Source organism: Hominenteromicrobium mulieris, assembly GCF_046197855.1.
Taxonomy (GTDB): domain Bacteria; phylum Bacillota; class Clostridia; order Oscillospirales; family Acutalibacteraceae; genus Hominenteromicrobium; species Hominenteromicrobium mulieris.
Genome location: NZ_CP173188.1, coordinates 1,860,845 through 1,877,132, shown reverse-complemented (window position 1 = coordinate 1,877,132; position 16,288 = coordinate 1,860,845). Strand labels below are relative to the sequence as shown.

Genomic DNA, 16,288 nt, shown 5'->3' with positions numbered 1-16,288 from the left:
AAAGCACAGGCAAAATGTGGTATACTGTGTTCAGTGAAAAGAATTTTTCGGGGATGTTGTATAAAAATGCACCGCATTCCGAAGCGGAGATCGAGAGGAAGCTGAGCGCATGGGAGAGAACAAATTATATTGCATGAGATGCTTTGAAGCAATGGAGGACAGCAGCAATACCTGTCCGCACTGCGGCTGGCACAACGGCGATCAGGTGAAAAACGCGCTGCCGTACGGTACATTGCTCGGCGAAAAATACCTTGTGGGACAGGCCGTGCACGTCAACGGCGCGGGCATTACATATGCCGCGTTGGAAGCCAAAACGGCGCAGAAGGTAGAGGTGCGTGAGTTTTATCCGCATACCATCGCTGTGCGCGGCGAGACCGGCGCGTCCGTACTGCCGGTCAGCGGGGCAGAACTCAAGTTCAGCGACTATTTAAGCGAGTTCGAGCGCTATGCGCAGAAGCTCCTGCGTGTTTCCGATACAAAACACATTCAGCGCGCCATCGATACGTTTTCGCAGAACAACACGCAGTACATCGTGTTCTCGTTCACAGAGTCCGTTTCCCTGCGACAGTACGTGGAGGAGCACGGCGTTCTAAGCTGGGCGCAGTGCGAACAGTTCTTTTACCCGGTCATTCACACGCTCGGCGCCATTCATGCGCAGAACGTCGAGCACCTCGGCATCTCGCCGAACACGCTGCGCATCACAAAAGACGATAAAATGATCGTTACGGGCTTTGACATACAGTCTGTGCGCCGTGCCGGCACCGACCTCATTGAGGATATTTTCCCCGGCTGCTGGGCGCTGGAGCAGTACTCCAAAACGAAAATCTGTGATGAGGTCACGGACGTTTACGGCCTGTGCGCATCGTTGTTGTTTGCGCTCACGGGCGCCGCGCCCATGGAAGCGCCGAAGCGCAAGCAGGACCCGCGCCTGATGATCTCCAAAAATATCCTAAAGCAGCTGCCGGAGCAGGTTATTCCGGCTATTGCAAACGGCCTACAGGTTGATCCCTCTCACCGCACGTCAAGCTTCTCGCGCTTTTCCGCAGAGCTTGCCGCTGAGCCGACCGTTGTGGAAAAATTCGTCGAGACCGAAACGGTGCGCTCGCTGCCGAGCGGTTCCGGCCGCACGCCGAGCAAGCGTCGCGTGCCTACTTTCCTGTGGCTTGTCGCGTCATTCGTGTTTACACTCGTCGTCATCTTTGCCGTGACGAGCGTTTGGTTCAAAGACAGCCCATTCTCGCCGCAAAGCATCGTTGCGTTCATCAAAGATCCGGGCGTTGTCGAAGAAAAGCAAACGCTTGAGGTGCCGAACCTTGTCGGTATGGATTACGACAAGCTGCTCTCCTTAACAGAAAAGGACAAAAAATATAAATTCGAGCTTGAGATCTACAAAGAAACATTCAGCGATACATTGCCGGAGGGACAAATCACCGGGCAATATCCGCTCGCGGGTGAGATCATCGAGGCCGGCAGCACGGTAAAGATTGCTGTATGCAAAGGCCCGCAGTTGCGTACGCTGCCGGATATTTCCGATATGATGGCTGACGAAGCCATGACAAAGCTGAAAGCGCTGGGCTTTGAGCCGGTGCAGGTGGCGCAGTACAGCGAAGATACAAAGATCGGCCGCGTCATCGGTTATCAGTCCGACAGCCCCGGCGACGCGCTTGCATACGGCGCCGTTGTGGGCATCCTCGTCAGCGCGGAAAGCAGCGGGGAAGACGGCGAGTAAAATTGGTTAGAAAGCAATACACCCGCAGGCGGTTCGTTCCTGCGGGTGTATTGCTTTCTATAGAAGTATCAATGGAGGAAAACGTTGAGTTATTTGTACATCGCCATGTATTCGCCGTGTGCCTCGATGAGGTCGTCGCACATCTTCACGATGTCGTCGATGGAAAGCTCGGCTGCGGTGTGCGGATCCAGCATAGCGGCGCGATAGATGTCCTCGCGCTTTCTGGTGCGTGCCGCTTCGATTGTCATCAGCTGTGCGTTGATGTTTGTCATGTTCATTGCGGCAAGCTGTACCGGCAGGCGGCCAACGTGGCACGGATTTACGCCCATCTTGTCCACAAGGCACGGTACCTCAACGCACGCATCGGCGGGCAGGTTATCGATAAGGCCGGTGTTCAGTACGTTGCCGCCGATCTTATACGGGTTGCCGGTAACCATAGCTTCCATAATGTAGGAGGCATATTCGCTGGAGCGGGTGTGCTCCACTTTGCCGTCCTTCAAAATGCTTTCTTTTTCTTCCTTCCAACCCTTGATCTGGTTGATGCAGCGGCGCGGGTATTCGTCCAGCGGAATGTTGAACTGTTCAATGAGCTCCGGGTAACGGGACTTGATGAAGAGCGGATTGTATTCCGCATTATGCTCGCTGGATTCGGTGCAGTAGTAGCCGAGGCGGCGAATGTACTCATAGCGCACCATATCTTTGTGCTTTTCGGTCGCATTCTTTTCTGCGGCGCGGCGCTTGATCTCGGGGTAGAGGTCGTTTCCGTCCTTGTCTTCAATCTTCAAAAGCCAGCCCATGTGGTTGATGCCGGCGATGAGCTCGCGGCGGCCTTCAATCTTATCTTCCATACCAAGGGCTTTTAGAAGCTCCTTAGAGCAGACCTGCACGCTGTGGCAGAGGCCGACGGTCTTTACGTTCGTATAGCGCTGCATGTAGCCGGAAAGCATTGCCATCGGGTTTGTGTAATTGAGGAACCATGCGTTCGGGCAAACTTCTTCCATATCGCGGGCAAAATCTTCCAAAACAGGAATGGTGCGCAGTGCACGCATGATGCCGCCAATGCCCATCGTATCGGCAATCGTCTGGCGCAGACCGTACTTCTTCGGCACCTCGAAATCGATGATTGTGCACGGGTCGTAGAAGCCGACTTGAATGGCGTTTACGACGAAGTCCGCACCGCGCAGCGCTTCTTTGCGGTTCTCAACGCCGCAATAGGTCTTCAGTGTCGCCTTGCCGCCGTTCGTATTCTTGTTGATAGCGCTGAGAATGATGTAAGACTCTTCCAAACGCTCGGCATCGATATCATAGAGAGCGATCTCGCTCTCACACAGAGAGGGCGTGCACATGCAGTCGCCGAGCACATTGCGTGCAAAAACGGTGCTGCCCGCGCCCATGAATGTAATTTTTGGCATAATCTGTAACTCCTTCCATAAAAACGATTCTTGTATTCATTATACGGTGCATAGTGTGCAGATTCTATATTTTTTGTTTCTTTTCGTTGTGATTTTGTTGTATTTTGTGTTTAAGTGTGCTATACTGAATAGGGAATTACAAAGGTAGGGACGGGTATGAACACCATAAAGCATAGAGCGGAAAATTTGAATAACGGCGGCTCTGTTACCGTGTATTACTGCGGTTACGAAAAATGTGAGGGCGGGCATTTCTGGGGTCCGGCCGTGCGCAATCAGTATTTGCTGCACTACGTCATCTCCGGCAAGGGTACGTATACCGTCGGAGAAGAAACCTACACGCTGCACGCAAACGAGTGCTTCCTCATCCGCCCGGGTGAGCGCACATATTACATTGCCGATCGCGAAGACCCGTGGGAGTACATGTGGGTCGCATTCGACGGCTTTGATGTACTGGAGATCCTGCGCCGCACGGGCCTTGTCAGCCAATACACAACAAAGCTTGAAAACGGCGACGAGTTCATCCGCTACATGCACGAGATGATTGACGAATTCAACAAAGGCAGCTTGTTTAAAGTGATGAGCGGCTTTTACGGCGCGATGTCCGTTTTGGAGGAATCCGCACACGGCGGCGCGTACACCCGCGAGCATGAGTATGTGAATAAGGCCATCGGCTACATCAAAAGCAACTACGGCTATCCCATTCAGATCAGCGACCTCGCGCGGCATATCGGCATAGACCGCACGTATCTCTACCGCATTTTCTCTGCTTCCGAAAGCATGTCGCCGAAGCAATATTTGATGCAGGTGCGCATCAATGCGGCGAAAAAAATGCTGCTGGCGGGTACATATACTGTCAGTGAAACGGCGCTTTCCTGCGGATTTTCGGATTCCGCCTCGTTCTGCGGACGCTTTAAGCGCTGCACCGGCATGACGCCGAAAGAGTTCGTCGCGGACAGCCACAAGCAAAAATCAAGCAGCAATACATAACAACAACGCTCTGTACGGCACAAAAGCCATACAGAGCGTTGCTTTTTATAAAATTTAGCGGCTGAACTCGGAAAGCTCCAGGCCTTCGTTGTGCTCCAGCGCCCAGCGGATGCTCCACTCATTTGAGAAAAGCAAAAGGTAACGTCCGCGAATGTCCTGCACCTTTTTTGTGTCGGACGTGAGGTTCAGCTTTTTGAGGTCCACGTCCGGCGTGTCGATCCATCGGATGAGTGAGTACGGCAGCGTTTCCATGCGAATTTCAACGTTGTACTCGTTTTCCATGCGGTACTTGAATACGTCAAACTGCAGTGTACCCACAACGCCGACAATGACTTCCTCCATGCCGGAGGCGATCTCCTGGAAGATCTGAATGGCGCCTTCCTGTGCAATCTGTGTAGTGCCCTTGACGAACTGCTTGCGCTTCATCGTGTCCTTTTGCTGCACGCGGCAGAAAAACTCCGGCGCGAACGTTGGAATGCCTTCAAATTGCACTTTTTTACCCGTGCAGATCGTGTCGCCGATGGAGAAGATGCCCGGGTCGAACACACCGATGATGTCGCCCGCATACGCCTCGTCAATGATTTCGCGGCTCTGCGCCATCATCTGCTGCGGCTGCGAAAGCTTGATCTTGCGACCGCCCTGCACATGGGTGACCTCCATGCCTTTTTCAAACTTGCCGCTGCAAATGCGCATGAATGCAATGCGGTCGCGGTGCGCCTTGTTCATGTTCGCCTGAATTTTGAAGACGAACGCAGAAAAATCCTTGCTGAACGGGTCAACCACACCCTCCGAGGTTTGGCGCGGCAGCGGGGAGGTCGTCATACGCAGAAAGCTCTCGAGAAACGGCTCCACGCCGAAGTTTGTCAAAGCGGAGCCGAAGAACACGGGGGAGAGCTTGCCATGACGCACTTTTTCAAGGTCAAATTCATAGCCCGCGCCGTCCAGAAGCTCTACGTCATCGCGCAGCGTCTGGCACAGGCTTTCGCCGAGAATGGTCTCAAGTGCCGCGTCGTTCAGATCGATCTCGTGCGCTTTGACTTCGTGTTGACCGCGCAGCTCTTTGTCTCCTTCAAACGCGAGAATTTCGGACTTTTCGCGGTCGTAAACGCCCTTGAAGTCCACACCGGAGCCAATCGGCCAGTTCATCGGGTAGGTGCCGATGCCGAGCTCTTTTTCGATCTCGTCCAAAAGATCATACGGGCTCTGCGCGTCGCGGTCCATCTTGTTGATGAACGTGAAAATCGGAATATCGCGCATGACGCAGACCTTAAAAAGCTTTCTCGTCTGTGCCTCAACGCCCTTTGAAGCGTCAATGACCATCACGGCGGAGTCTGCCGCCATCAGCGTGCGGTACGTGTCTTCAGAGAAGTCCTGGTGGCCCGGGGTGTCCAAAATATTGATGCAGTAGCCCTCATACTGGAACTGCATAACAGAAGAGGTGACGGAGATACCACGCTGCTTTTCAATTTCCATCCAGTCGGAAACGGCGTGGCGCGCATTCTTTTTGCCCTTGACCGCACCGGCCAGCTGAATGGCGCCGCCGTACAGAAGGAACTTTTCCGTCAGTGTCGTTTTACCGGCGTCCGGGTGCGAAATAATCGCGAACGTGCGCCGTTTTTCAATCTCATTTCTAAAATCGGCCAAGATGATAACCTCTGTTTCTTCACAAATTCAAAATAACCGATTTATTTTACCACAAATGCGTGGAAAGTTCAAGATTTCCGCATGATGGGAATGACAAAATATTTCGCTGTGTCGTGGTATTTTATCCGTAGAGATCACAAAATTTACGGAAAGGGCATAGGAAAACGATGAAACACGGAAAGCACTATCGCGAAGAGAAAAAGACCGTCCTGACGCTTTTGGAAAAGCTGTTCGGCAGGCATGCGGAGATCGTCATGCGGTACCGTGCGTATATAACGCCGGCGCACACGCATATACATGAAGAAAAAGGCCCGTCGGTGCCCTCTTACAGGCGGCGCGTATGGTGATGCGCGCCCGGCGGCCGAGGAGGGGTGCGCATGTTTTCGGTTCGGGTCCTGGCGTTCATCACGGCGTTTTTGCTGCCGGTGTTTTTCAGCGGAGACCGTTTAGAAAAGACTGTCATAGCCGAAAGCGGCGTGCCCCTCAGTCTTGTATTCAAAAACGAATGTACCGTGCCGCTTGAGTTATATCTCACGGCAGAAGAAAGCCAAGGTGAAGTAAAGCTTCTGCGTGTGCAAAATGGGCAAAGTGTGATGCTTTTCTCGGGGGACAGTGCTGCACTCGGGTTTGCCGAGATTTATATCGGTACGCTTACCGCCGAAGAGAGCATGACATTTACCGTGCAGTGCGGGGAAGGCGGAAACGCAAAGCTTCACATTCATGGCGAGAAGCAAAAGAACGCAACCGGGAAATGGATTGTCCGTGCATCGCTCCTCTTTGGCTGGGGCGTGCTCGCCGTCGGCGGCTCGGCGCTGCTCATACGCCGCATTCAAAACCGCAGGAAAGAGCCATAATAAAAACGCTGCAGGAAATGCTGAGGTTTGATAAGGCAGTATGATAAAACTTAATAAAACTAAGGCATTGCAGTGGCAGATGAGGCTTTGACTGTAAAAGGTCAGAGCCTTTTTCTGTTTCTTAAATCCACACATTTGTCTTTTCGTTTTGTATTCAGTATAATGAAGTTACCAAAGGCACCGTAAAGTAAAAATGAAAGAGCGAGGGACAAAACACAGGAAAATATCAAGCGACGAGAGGAAAATCTCGTTTTTTGCGGGTGGGTAAACTGAGACCGGCGACTTGCGCGGGTGTAAGCCCGTTCAAAGCGGAATGAGGACGAACAAAGTTAAAGAAGAACACAAACATGGAGATCAGGTTATTAGCGCTCTCAAAGGAAGAAAAGCCCTGCTTTGGTCCTATGTCAAGATTTAGTACAAGTTAAAATGAGAAATTTCTCCCAAATTCAACCTGCCCGCAGCTCCGCCTTAATGTGTGCTCTTTTATATACTTGCTCGAATTCATCTGGTGACATATAGTCGCAATGACTGTGAATTCGTTTCGTGTTGTAAAAAGCTTCCAGATATTTGAAAATCAACCGGTATACCTGCTTGTAATCGCGAATTTTAAAGCGATTGAGCCATTCACGCTTGAGAATAGAATGAAAGGATTCCATGCACGCATGGTGCAGAATCCATGTGTCAGCAAAATAACACTGTTACCTTTGAAAGTATTAGATTACGTACTCAATTATTTCAAAGGACTTTTTGTTGTTAATAAGTTCACACACCTTTATTACTAGTGGTGAAGCATTTTTCTCGCAAAAACTATCGATAGATATCCACTTGTAACCTAGAGAGTCATTTTCGACCGAGCCTGATCTATCGTTTACATACTCACTAATTTCTTTCTCGCTATCACTTATGATGTCAATACAATACGTCATAGCAATATGATGCGTATAATCGAAACCGTTATAGGGAGAGTTTGTCAATATATCGAAAGTACTCAAATTTTCTGAAATAGAAACACACAATCCGGTTTCTTCTTCTATTTCTCGGATTAAGCATTCTGATATGCTTTCAGGATTTTCAAAGGATCCACCAGGAAGATCCCACAGTCCAGAATATGGTCCGCCGTTTTTTTCAATAACTAACAGTTCCTTTCTTTTATTCACACAAACACCATATACTCCATAATGTCTGTGCCACTGCTTATTGTTGTTTCGCATGGTTTTCTATCTCCATTATTTATAGACTTTTTTGAGTTGCTGAACTAGTTCGCTCAACATTTGAGCTTTTTCTTGTTTTGCATCAATAATTACAAATTTTCATTTTGTGGCATAACGCAAGAACGTATCTCTGACACGAGATTGGAATTCTAAAAAGCTAGTATCCGTGTCCGAATTATATATCATATCTTCTGCGTTGTAAATAGATATGACCCACAGAAGGTAAAGAAAAGAGGGATAGAAAAGAATCAGGCGATAGAAAGAATTTCACGGAGAAGATCAAGAGGGCTTTTGCCGCCCAGCGTGCGCATGGGCTTTCTGTTGCTCCAGTGCAAATGATCTTTGAGCTTTCGGTTTAGATCTTTTACACTTGCAAACTTTTCCCAGTTGTAAAAATAGCGCTGGTCGTTTCGATGACTCCGCTCTACCTTGCCGTTGTGCCAAGGCGTTCTGGGTGGAATCAGCTTGTGCTGCACACCGGCGTTCTTCAAAGCGATGTCAAACGGACAGAGTTCCGTATCGCTGATGTACTTGTATGTAAACTCCGTTCCGTTATCCGTCTGGATTGTCTGAATCTTGAACGGAAATATTTTTTAAAGCATTTTGAAGAACTTCACCGAGTTTTCAGGTGTATGCTCCTCAAACCCGTAAATAAATCGTATTCTGGTGCATTCGTCTATGGCTGTCCATCGGTATAAGTGCTTTCCGTCTCGTTTTGCTGCGCCTTTCAGGAAGTTATACAGCACTTCTTTAACGTCTACCTGCACTTTTTCTCCCGGAACAAGAATCTCGGAATACCGGCGGTCACTCTTGCGTATGTTTGGCTTTTCCTGCTTGCCTCCGCACAGTCCGAGTCTTTTGGCGGCATAGATGAATCCGCTGTAGCTTCTGCTGTAACCGCCTTCCTTTGCCGCCATATATGCACCTTCCCAGCCGTAGCGAAAGTAAGACTGCCGCACAGCTTCACGAATCATATCTTCTTCACGGGCTGTATGCTGATGCGGATGGCTATTCGGTCTGTGCGACTTTTCTTTCAACGATTACCGGAATTCCGTCGTCTCTTTCTGCAACACTGCACTCCTTTTGATTAGCGTTTTTTTCTCCACACCCCTTGCAAACCAGAAAGAAGCGCGGTATAATATGACCGGAAGAACCGAAACGGTCATATTTCAGGGAGGGTGCGGCCTTGGCTTTTACCGATTACGAGACTGAGCAGCTCCGCAAGGCGTTGCTGAAGGAAACGAGACATTGTGCTGTCACGCTGGGGATGAAGAAAACCTCAGTGGATCAACTGACAAAGGCTGTCGGTATCGCAAAAGGCTCATTTTATAAATTCTTCGAATCCAAGGAGATGGCCTTCTTCGCGGTTTTGGAGAACATTCACTCCGAGCTTTACGGAGTGGCTGACCAGGCGTTGCACAGAAATGGCGGCCTGCCAACATCGGAGCGTGCGGCAAAGGCGGTTCTTGCCGTTTGCCGGCGGCTGTCCGATACCGGCGACATGGTTTTCATTGAAAACGATGCGAAGCTGCTTTTGCAGAGACTGCCGGAGGATGTCAAAAACGTGCATTACCACGATGACGAAACGCATATTCGTCAGCTCTTGGAAAAATATGACCTTGTGCCGAGTCGCGGCATCTCTTTGGCTGCCGCCACGGTGCGGGGACTGATCCTCACCGTTTCTCACAAGGAGCAAATAGGAGGACTGTACCCGCAGGTGCTGGAAACGCTGGTGTACGGCGCTTGCAGGGAGTTATTTAAATAAGCGGAAGGCCGCAGAGATGCGGCTTTTCCAAGGTACAATGGTTAGCACCATCTAACCGTCCGGGTGCACGCGTCGGTTAGGTTAATCTAACATTGAAAGGAATGATAGCGATGCAGGGACACAAGAATTTCTGGGACAAAAATGCCGGACGTTACGACCGCTTTATGCGAAAGGATCGGGCGGCGTATGACGAGATGTATGAGCTGATCCGGCCGGTTGTAAAAGCCAAGACGGTGTTGGAGCTTGCTACCGGCACGGGATTGATTGCAAAACACATCGTAAACGCGGCGGCGCACATCGAGGCGACGGACGCCTCCGCAGAGATGATCGCCGAGGCAAAGCGGGATACCCGCTCTGCCAAGCTGTACTTCTCCGTGCAGGATATGTTCCGCCTGCCCTATGCGGATAAGTCCTTTGATGTGGTGATCGCGTCCAATGCGCTGCATATCGTGCCGCAGCCGGAGAAAGCTCTTGCCGAGATCCGCCGGGTGATGAAGGACGACGGTGTGCTCATCGCGCCCACCTTTACCCATGCGGGAAACTCGTTTTCCGGCAAGGTCAAAGCCTTTTTCATGAAGTTGGCAGGCTTCCCTCTCCGCAGCAAGTGGACGAGCGCGGAATACCTGCGTTTCCTACGGCAAAACGGCTGGGCGGTGCGGAAGAGCGCTGTTCTGAAGGCGTCCTTCCCGCTGACCTATGCGGAATGTGTGAAATCGGAGGTGTGATAAGATGTCATTTTTTGAGAACACCAGAAAGCCTGTGGGGCTTGGCGGGAAAATCATGGTCGCCATGATGAACCTGGGGCACAGTCCTGTGGCACGGTGGGGACTTCGCTTTTTGAAGCTTACTCTGGATGCCAAGGTGCTGGACTGCGGCTGCGGCGGAGGGGCGAACATCAAGAGACTTCTGAAAAAATGCCCGGAGGGTATTGTCAAGGGCATTGACTATTCCCCCGTCAGTGTGGAGAAATCCAAAAAGGTCAACGAGGCCGCCATAGCGGAGGGCCGCTGCACCGTTCTGCAAGGCAGCGTGGCGGATATGATCTTTGCAGGCGACTGGTTCGATGCGGTAACGGCCTTTGAAACCGTCTATTTCTGGCCCGATCTGCCGCAGTGCTTCCGGGAGGTTTACCGGGTGCTGAAGCCCGGCGGGACATTGCTCATCTGCAACGAGAGCAATGGCGACTCGGACAAGGATGAGAAGTGGACGGAGATCATCGGCGGCATGACCATCTACAAGGACGCCGAGCTGAAGATGTATCTGGAGCAGGCGGGCTTTCACGATGTGCAGATACACAAAAAGAAAAGCTGGCTCTGCATTACGGCGTGGAAATGAGGGGGCTAAATCATGAGTATCTTTGCATCTATCTTACGCAGCGTATACAAGCTCTCCGGCGCGAAAAAGGCGTTCGCCTTGCCGGAGGATGCACTGCGAAAGGAAATTGAAAAGCAGAACCGGCATCGTGGCGTTTTTACGCCCACCGACCGCAAGGCATATTATGAAACGATCGCGGTAAACGGCTTTCCCTGCCTGATCGTGCGAGAGCATCCGAAGCCGTCCGAGCGCGCGATTCTCTATTTCTTTGGCGGCGGCATGGTGATCGGCCCCGATAAGGGCGACCTGCCTGTGATGCGCAAGCTCTGCCGCGAGACCGGCTGTGATGTGTGGTTTCCGTTTTACCCGCTCTGCATGGAACACTGCATTACTGAAACCTACGCGATGGTGTACGAATGTTATCGAAAAATGATTGCACTGTACGGCGGCGGAAATGTCAGTACTTGTGGCTTTTCCTCCGGCGGTGCGCTGGCGCTGGGCATTGCGGCGCACAACAACGCGCAGCCCAAACCGCTGCCGCATCCGAGGCACATTGTCGCCGTATCCCCCGGTGAGGTGCCGTGGAACGATGCGGAAAAGGCGCGGATGCGGGTGCTCAATGAAAGGGATGTTTTCATCGATTATGCCTTTATGGTGACGGTGGAGAAGTTCATGCGGCACGGCTGCGAGAATGTGCCGGACTATATGCTCTCCGGCTCTCGGGGAGATTTTACCGGCGTGGGCGATATTCACTTCTTCTATTCTGCCGACGAGGTGCTCTACGGCGCTTTGCCGGACTTTGAGGAAGCCTGCAAACGGGCAAATGTCCCCTGTACGGTGTCTGCCCGCCCGAAGATGGTGCATTGCTACTGTATGCTGCCGATCTTCAAGGAGGCAAAGGAGGACTTTGCGAAAATCGTGGACATTTTGAAAAAATGAGATCGGAAACGGTCGTGTGATGATTGAAATACGGAGGGAAACCCATGGAACGAAAAGAAGTCATTCGCGGTGCGTACCGACTGACAGGCGGCAACAATTTTTATGACGGCATGATCACCTGCTCTACCCTGAGCGGGAAAGCGGTGTGCCGTCTGGTGTGGGATATGAACAAGGCGGAATGTGATGCTTATCTTGAAAAAGCACTGTCGGGTATTCCAGATGATTTCTCTGGCAAGCTGCTGGAGGTGCCGGTAGGGACGGGTATCCTGACCATGCCGGTTTATCAGACGCTGCCAAAAGCAGACATCACCTGTCTAGATTACTCGGCGGATATGATGGGACAGGCGCAGGAAAAGGCCGACCGCCTGCACCTGAAAAACGTAACCTTTCGGCAGGGTGATGTGGGCGCACTTCCCTATGCGGACGGTGCGTTTGATATTGTGTTGTCGCTGAACGGCTTTCATGCTTTTCCGGACAAGGAAGCCGCCTATCGGGAGGTTTTCCGGGTTTTGAGACCCGGCGGGACATTCTGCGGCTGCTTCTATGTGAGGGACGAACAGAAGCGGACAGACTGGTTTATCCGGCACATTTATGAAAAGGCGGGCTTCTTCACACCGCCCTATGAGACGGTTTCCAGTCTGAAAGCGCGGCTGGATGGAATGTATACGGATGTGGACATGGGAAACCTGAAAAGCATGGCGTGGTTTGTCTGCCGAAAATCAAAATAGGGAGCGATAATATGTCAAAGAAAGCAACCGAATTTCAGAAAAAAGAAATGAGCAAAATGTACCGCGGCAAGGAAATCTTCAAGCCGCTGAATACCGGCTGGATCGACGACCATGTGGCCTGCGTGCGGGAGTGGGTGGCCAACATCTTCTTCTACCGCAAAGGCGATACGACCATTATGATCGATGCGGGCTACAACTACGACCGCCTTGCCGAAAAAATGGGCTGGCTCGGCATTGATCCGAAGTCGATACGCCATATCCTTATCACCCATCAGGACACCGACCATGTGGGCGCGGTGGAGTCCGACAGTCCGGGATTGTTCCGGGACGCAAAGCTGTACATAGGCGAGGTTGAGAACCGGTATCTCACCGGCGAGGTGCGGCGAAAAGTGATCTATCATCTCTATAAATTACCGCAGGTCACGATCAACAACGAAAAGGTGCTGCTGCATGACGGCGAGGTTTTCGACATTGACGGCATCAAAATCGAATGCTTCCTTGTTCCCGGTCATACCTGGGGTCATATGGTCTACCTCATTGACGATGAGTATTTGTTTACCGGTGACACGCTGTGGTTCGGCGCAGATGGCGGATATAGCTTCATTTCCTCGTTGGCAGAGGACAATAAGCTGGCTGTGCAGTCACTTGCGGAGCTGGAGCGTAAGCTGCGCGCACGCGGTTTGCATCCGTATTTCATCACCGGTCACACGGGATGGACGGACAATTTGGAATTTGCTTTTGCCCATAAGGACAAGCTCTGTTCGCCATTCAAAAAACGGGTACACGACCCGTCGGCGCCCTATGATGCCTACGACGAATCGGACGATACCGAAGAAAATGCAAAGAGCGGTTTTCTGAAAGGCGTGGGAAGATGAAGGACAGCGAATTGCAATTTGACCGCAGCTGTCACGTCTTATATTCCAAGCCCTGCAAAAAGGAAATTCTGGCGAAAATCGCCCTGCACTATCCGGAGGCGGAGCGCGAGGCGGTCTGGGAGCAGGTGCAGCTGAGATACGCAGAGCTTCTTTCCGACTGGCGCACAGACCTCGGCGGCAAGAAGAATTTTCACAACGGCGCAGGCGGCACCTACGACTGCATCGCCATCATGTGCTTTTACGATGTGTGCCGGGATGTGGTCACATTCCGCGAAATGGAAGAGATCGAAGAGAATCTGATCCTGCCGGCGTTCCGGAAGCTGCGCTTCGTTGACATCAATAAGCCGTTTTGGAAAAGGCTGATGTATCGGGCATTCACCACCGCCAAAAAGCGCTGCGATGCATGGCACGATTACGAGATGAATGTTGCGCCTTACGAAGGCGGCAAGCCCATCTATTATGAATTTACGGCGTGTCCGGCGGCGGAATTTGCCAAGCAGTTCGGATTTACGGACATTATGCCCGCCCTGTGCAATGTGGACTATGCGTCCATGGAGCTGCTGCATGCCAAGCTCGTGCGGACAACTACCTGCGTGGACGGCTACCAGTGCGACTACACCATCTGCGGCGATAAAGACCCATACTTAAAGGAACATCCCGAATATCGAGATGAGGCGGGCTTCAGGAGGAATCGGTAATGCTTTTACAGGTGATTTTGGAAGGCATCGGGCTGGGCGTTCTGCTCATTTTGGTTTGCGCCATCGGTATCCGCAAGGGCGCGGTGGGCATGGTGCATCTTTACAGCCCGGAGGTGCAGGAGCGGTGCGTAACGCTGGGACTTACAACACACGCGAAAATCAAGCGAAATGCTTTGATTTTCAAAGCTGTCTGCGTCCCCGGCTACATCGCCTATGTGCTGGTCTGCGTCTATGCGCTCAACGGCGCAAAGGGCTTCGTTCAGGGCTTTTGGCAGCTGCTGGTCATACTGTCCGTTATGAATCTCATAGACCGATTTTGGGTTGACGGCTATTGGGTAGGACATACGAACGCATGGGAAATTCCGGGAACGGAAGACCTGAAACCCTACATTACAGCCAAGGATAAGGGCAAAAAGTGGCTGTTCGGCACGGTGGGCATGGCGGTCATTTCGGCAGCACTGGCGGCAATCATGATGCTTTTTATGGAAAGCTGAGGCGATAGAAATGCTGTTTCAAACATATGGCGACAGGAGGAATCCTGCCGTGCTGTTCTTTCATGCTATGGGCGTGACAGGCGCAAGCAGCGAACCGATTGCGAGGTTTTTGCAGGATCGGTATTTCTGCATTCTGCCCACCTCCACCGTTTACTGCGAGGGGCAGAAATATGTCAGCAAGCTGGACGAAATACGGCAGGTGGAGGACTTTCTGCATCGACAGGGAGTGGAGCGGCTGGCGATGGTGGTCGCTTCTTCCATCGGTGCAGACCTTGCCATGGCGTTTCTGACGCAGACGAAGCTGCCCGTGGAGCACGCTTTCTTTGACGGCGGGCAGTTCGCCCAAATCGGAAAGGGCACGCGCCGTATCATGACGCCGTTTCTGTATTTTGCCATCAAGAGCCTATATTGGTCGAAGGGCGGTACGCTGAAAAAGATACTGTGGTGTGACGACGATTCCATAAAGCCGTATTTTATAGCCGCAGGGGAAAATCTGACCTATACAAATTTGCGACGGCAGATTTCGGACAGCCTGGAGGATAAGCCCTTTCCGTCCCTTCCCGAGGAACTGCAAAAGCACAGCTATTTTGAGTTTGGCAGCATAGAAGATCATTTCAAATACCGTCAGGCGGTGATGGAAGCCTACCCCTGCGGCCATTATCCCGTGTTTGAGGGATACGAGCATATGCAATATCAGATTCGCGATCCAAAGGGGTTCGCCGAAATGCTGGCATATATCGCCGAGCGTGACTGTATGCCGGAACTGCCATTTATCAGAAAGTGAGATGTACCTATGAAATACAAAATTGAGAAAAACACCGTGCAGGAGACGCTGATCATTCCGCTGTATGCGAGGAAGGTCTGCTCAGAGCTGTATCCGAATCTTTATCGGGATGAAACGGCGGTGCAGCTGATCGGTGAGATCGACTATGACTTTTCAGAGGCGGAGAAAAACTCCCGCAGCCTCATGCAGCGTTTCGGTTCACTGGAGGTGGCCATGCGGCAGAATGACCTTGCTTTTGAGGCGCGGGATTATCTGAAATCTCACCCCAATGCGGCGGTGGTCAATCTGGGCTGCGGACTGGACAGCACAGGGAGAAGCTGCGATAACGGCAGCTGCAAAATTTACAATCTGGACTTTCCCGATGTGATCGCCGTGCGCAATGAACTGCTGCCCGCCGGAAAGCGGGAGGAAAGCATCCCTTGTGATTTGAACAATACCGAGTGGTTCCCCCAAATCGATGCCTCCGGCGGCGCGGTGTTCTTTGCCTCCGGCGTGTTCTACTACTTTTTGACCGAACAGGTCAAGGCTTTGATTCAAAAAATGGCAGACGCTTTTCCCGGCGGCGTGCTGGTATTTGACGCAGCGAACCGGACGGCGGTAAAGATGATTGCCAAGACATGGCTCAAGAGCGCGAAGATCAAGGATGTGGGCGCGTATTTTGCGGTTTCAGACGCAAAAAGTGAGCTTTCCCTGTGGGACAGTCGCTTGCAGGTCACCAGCCGGGGCTATATGCTGGGCTACAATGATTTGAAGGACCCGTCCGTCAGCGGCTTTTTCCGTTTTCTCGCCAGGGTCGGTGACGGAATGATGAAGATGCAGATTGTAAAGATCAACTTTTGAAAGAGGCGTTTTGA

At 51.7% G+C, this 16,288-nt stretch carries 20 protein-coding genes and 1 pseudogene; 14 read left to right on the top strand and 7 right to left on the bottom strand.

What is annotated here, in order from left to right:
• The first annotated feature begins 133 nt into the window (after window positions 1-133).
• Entirely contained in the window at window positions 134-1,729 is a 1,596-nt protein-coding gene (locus tag ACI0CA_RS09130) for a PASTA domain-containing protein (protein WP_446806990.1), read from the top strand.
• 89 nt (window positions 1,730-1,818) lie between these two features.
• Here the strand turns inward: ACI0CA_RS09130 and ACI0CA_RS09125 are convergent, their stop codons facing one another.
• Window positions 1,819-3,141 (bottom strand): alpha-glucosidase/alpha-galactosidase, encoded by a 1,323-nt coding sequence (locus tag ACI0CA_RS09125; protein ID WP_412331026.1) that lies wholly within the window; start codon window positions 3,139-3,141, stop codon window positions 1,819-1,821.
• 156 nt (window positions 3,142-3,297) lie between these two features.
• Between ACI0CA_RS09125 and ACI0CA_RS09120 the strand changes: the two genes are divergently transcribed.
• Window positions 3,298-4,128: an AraC family transcriptional regulator gene (locus tag ACI0CA_RS09120; protein ID WP_176820506.1), complete on the top strand. Its 831-nt coding sequence runs from the start codon at window positions 3,298-3,300 to the stop codon at window positions 4,126-4,128.
• Between the two features lie 54 nt (window positions 4,129-4,182).
• On the opposite strand, the gene ACI0CA_RS09115 is transcribed toward ACI0CA_RS09120, so the two are convergent.
• Window positions 4,183-5,772 carry a peptide chain release factor 3 gene (locus ACI0CA_RS09115; protein ID WP_308449742.1) on the bottom strand — a complete coding sequence of 530 codons (1,590 nt, stop codon included), beginning with the start codon at window positions 5,770-5,772 and terminating at the stop codon, window positions 4,183-4,185.
• 167 nt (window positions 5,773-5,939) lie between these two features.
• Here ACI0CA_RS09115 and ACI0CA_RS09110 point away from each other — a divergent pair, with 167 nt between their 5' ends.
• Both ACI0CA_RS09110 and ACI0CA_RS09105 read left to right on the top strand, forming a co-directional pair.
• Window positions 5,940-6,119 carry a hypothetical protein gene (locus ACI0CA_RS09110; protein ID WP_308449743.1) on the top strand — a complete coding sequence of 60 codons (180 nt, stop codon included), beginning with the start codon at window positions 5,940-5,942 and terminating at the stop codon, window positions 6,117-6,119.
• A gap of 30 nt (window positions 6,120-6,149) precedes the next feature.
• Window positions 6,150-6,626: a hypothetical protein gene (locus ACI0CA_RS09105; protein WP_308449744.1), complete on the top strand. Its 477-nt coding sequence runs from the start codon at window positions 6,150-6,152 to the stop codon at window positions 6,624-6,626.
• Window positions 6,627-6,852: 226 nt separating this feature from the next.
• Here ACI0CA_RS09105 and ACI0CA_RS09100 read toward each other — a convergent pair.
• The 5 genes and pseudogenes from ACI0CA_RS09100 to ACI0CA_RS09080 form a co-directional block, all read right to left on the bottom strand.
• Window positions 6,853-7,020: pseudogene (locus ACI0CA_RS09100) on the bottom strand (IS6 family transposase); the annotation flags it as partial.
• 52 nt (window positions 7,021-7,072) lie between these two features.
• A complete protein-coding gene (locus ACI0CA_RS09095; RefSeq protein ID WP_308449745.1) occupies window positions 7,073-7,282 on the bottom strand; it encodes an IS3 family transposase in 210 nt (69 codons plus the stop codon).
• Window positions 7,283-7,339: 57 nt separating this feature from the next.
• Window positions 7,340-7,837, bottom strand: a complete 498-nt coding sequence (locus ACI0CA_RS09090; protein ID WP_308449746.1) for an NUDIX hydrolase — start codon at window positions 7,835-7,837, stop codon at window positions 7,340-7,342.
• Window positions 7,838-8,085: 248 nt separating this feature from the next.
• A complete protein-coding gene (locus ACI0CA_RS09085) occupies window positions 8,086-8,328 on the bottom strand; it encodes an integrase core domain-containing protein (protein WP_446806989.1) in 243 nt (80 codons plus the stop codon).
• Window positions 8,329-8,430: 102 nt separating this feature from the next.
• Window positions 8,431-8,754, bottom strand: coding sequence for a hypothetical protein (locus ACI0CA_RS09080; RefSeq protein ID WP_446806922.1), 324 nt, complete (start codon window positions 8,752-8,754; stop codon window positions 8,431-8,433).
• A 269-nt stretch (window positions 8,755-9,023) separates the two neighbouring features.
• On the opposite strand from ACI0CA_RS09080, the gene ACI0CA_RS09075 reads away from it, so the two are divergent.
• The 10 genes from ACI0CA_RS09075 (at window position 9,024) to ACI0CA_RS09030 (ending at window position 16,274) form a co-directional block, all read left to right on the top strand.
• The gene (locus ACI0CA_RS09075) at window positions 9,024-9,602 is read left to right on the top strand and encodes a TetR/AcrR family transcriptional regulator (protein ID WP_343285379.1); all 579 of its coding nucleotides are present in this window, start codon (window positions 9,024-9,026) and stop codon (window positions 9,600-9,602) included.
• Between the two features lie 110 nt (window positions 9,603-9,712).
• The gene (locus tag ACI0CA_RS09070) at window positions 9,713-10,327 is read left to right on the top strand and encodes a class I SAM-dependent methyltransferase (RefSeq protein WP_395507225.1); all 615 of its coding nucleotides are present in this window, start codon (window positions 9,713-9,715) and stop codon (window positions 10,325-10,327) included.
• Between the two features lie 4 nt (window positions 10,328-10,331).
• A complete protein-coding gene (locus ACI0CA_RS09065; protein WP_395507224.1) occupies window positions 10,332-10,937 on the top strand; it encodes a class I SAM-dependent methyltransferase in 606 nt (201 codons plus the stop codon).
• Between the two features lie 12 nt (window positions 10,938-10,949).
• Entirely contained in the window at window positions 10,950-11,855 is a 906-nt protein-coding gene (locus ACI0CA_RS09060) for an alpha/beta hydrolase (RefSeq protein ID WP_446806923.1), read from the top strand.
• 44 nt (window positions 11,856-11,899) lie between these two features.
• Window positions 11,900-12,583, top strand: a complete 684-nt coding sequence (locus ACI0CA_RS09055) for a class I SAM-dependent methyltransferase (RefSeq protein ID WP_308449752.1) — start codon at window positions 11,900-11,902, stop codon at window positions 12,581-12,583.
• An 11-nt stretch (window positions 12,584-12,594) separates the two neighbouring features.
• The gene (locus tag ACI0CA_RS09050) at window positions 12,595-13,458 is read left to right on the top strand and encodes an MBL fold metallo-hydrolase (protein WP_308449753.1); all 864 of its coding nucleotides are present in this window, start codon (window positions 12,595-12,597) and stop codon (window positions 13,456-13,458) included.
• Window positions 13,455-14,156, top strand: a complete 702-nt coding sequence (locus ACI0CA_RS09045; protein ID WP_308449754.1) for an L-2-amino-thiazoline-4-carboxylic acid hydrolase — start codon at window positions 13,455-13,457, stop codon at window positions 14,154-14,156. The genes ACI0CA_RS09050 and ACI0CA_RS09045 overlap by 4 nt, the downstream gene beginning before the upstream one ends.
• Window positions 14,156-14,650, top strand: coding sequence for a hypothetical protein (locus ACI0CA_RS09040; protein ID WP_308449755.1), 495 nt, complete (start codon window positions 14,156-14,158; stop codon window positions 14,648-14,650). The genes ACI0CA_RS09045 and ACI0CA_RS09040 overlap by 1 nt, the downstream gene beginning before the upstream one ends.
• A gap of 10 nt (window positions 14,651-14,660) precedes the next feature.
• Window positions 14,661-15,434: an alpha/beta fold hydrolase gene (locus tag ACI0CA_RS09035; RefSeq protein WP_308449756.1), complete on the top strand. Its 774-nt coding sequence runs from the start codon at window positions 14,661-14,663 to the stop codon at window positions 15,432-15,434.
• A 9-nt stretch (window positions 15,435-15,443) separates the two neighbouring features.
• Window positions 15,444-16,274: a class I SAM-dependent methyltransferase gene (locus tag ACI0CA_RS09030; RefSeq protein ID WP_308449757.1), complete on the top strand. Its 831-nt coding sequence runs from the start codon at window positions 15,444-15,446 to the stop codon at window positions 16,272-16,274.
• Window positions 16,275-16,288 lie beyond the last annotated feature (14 nt).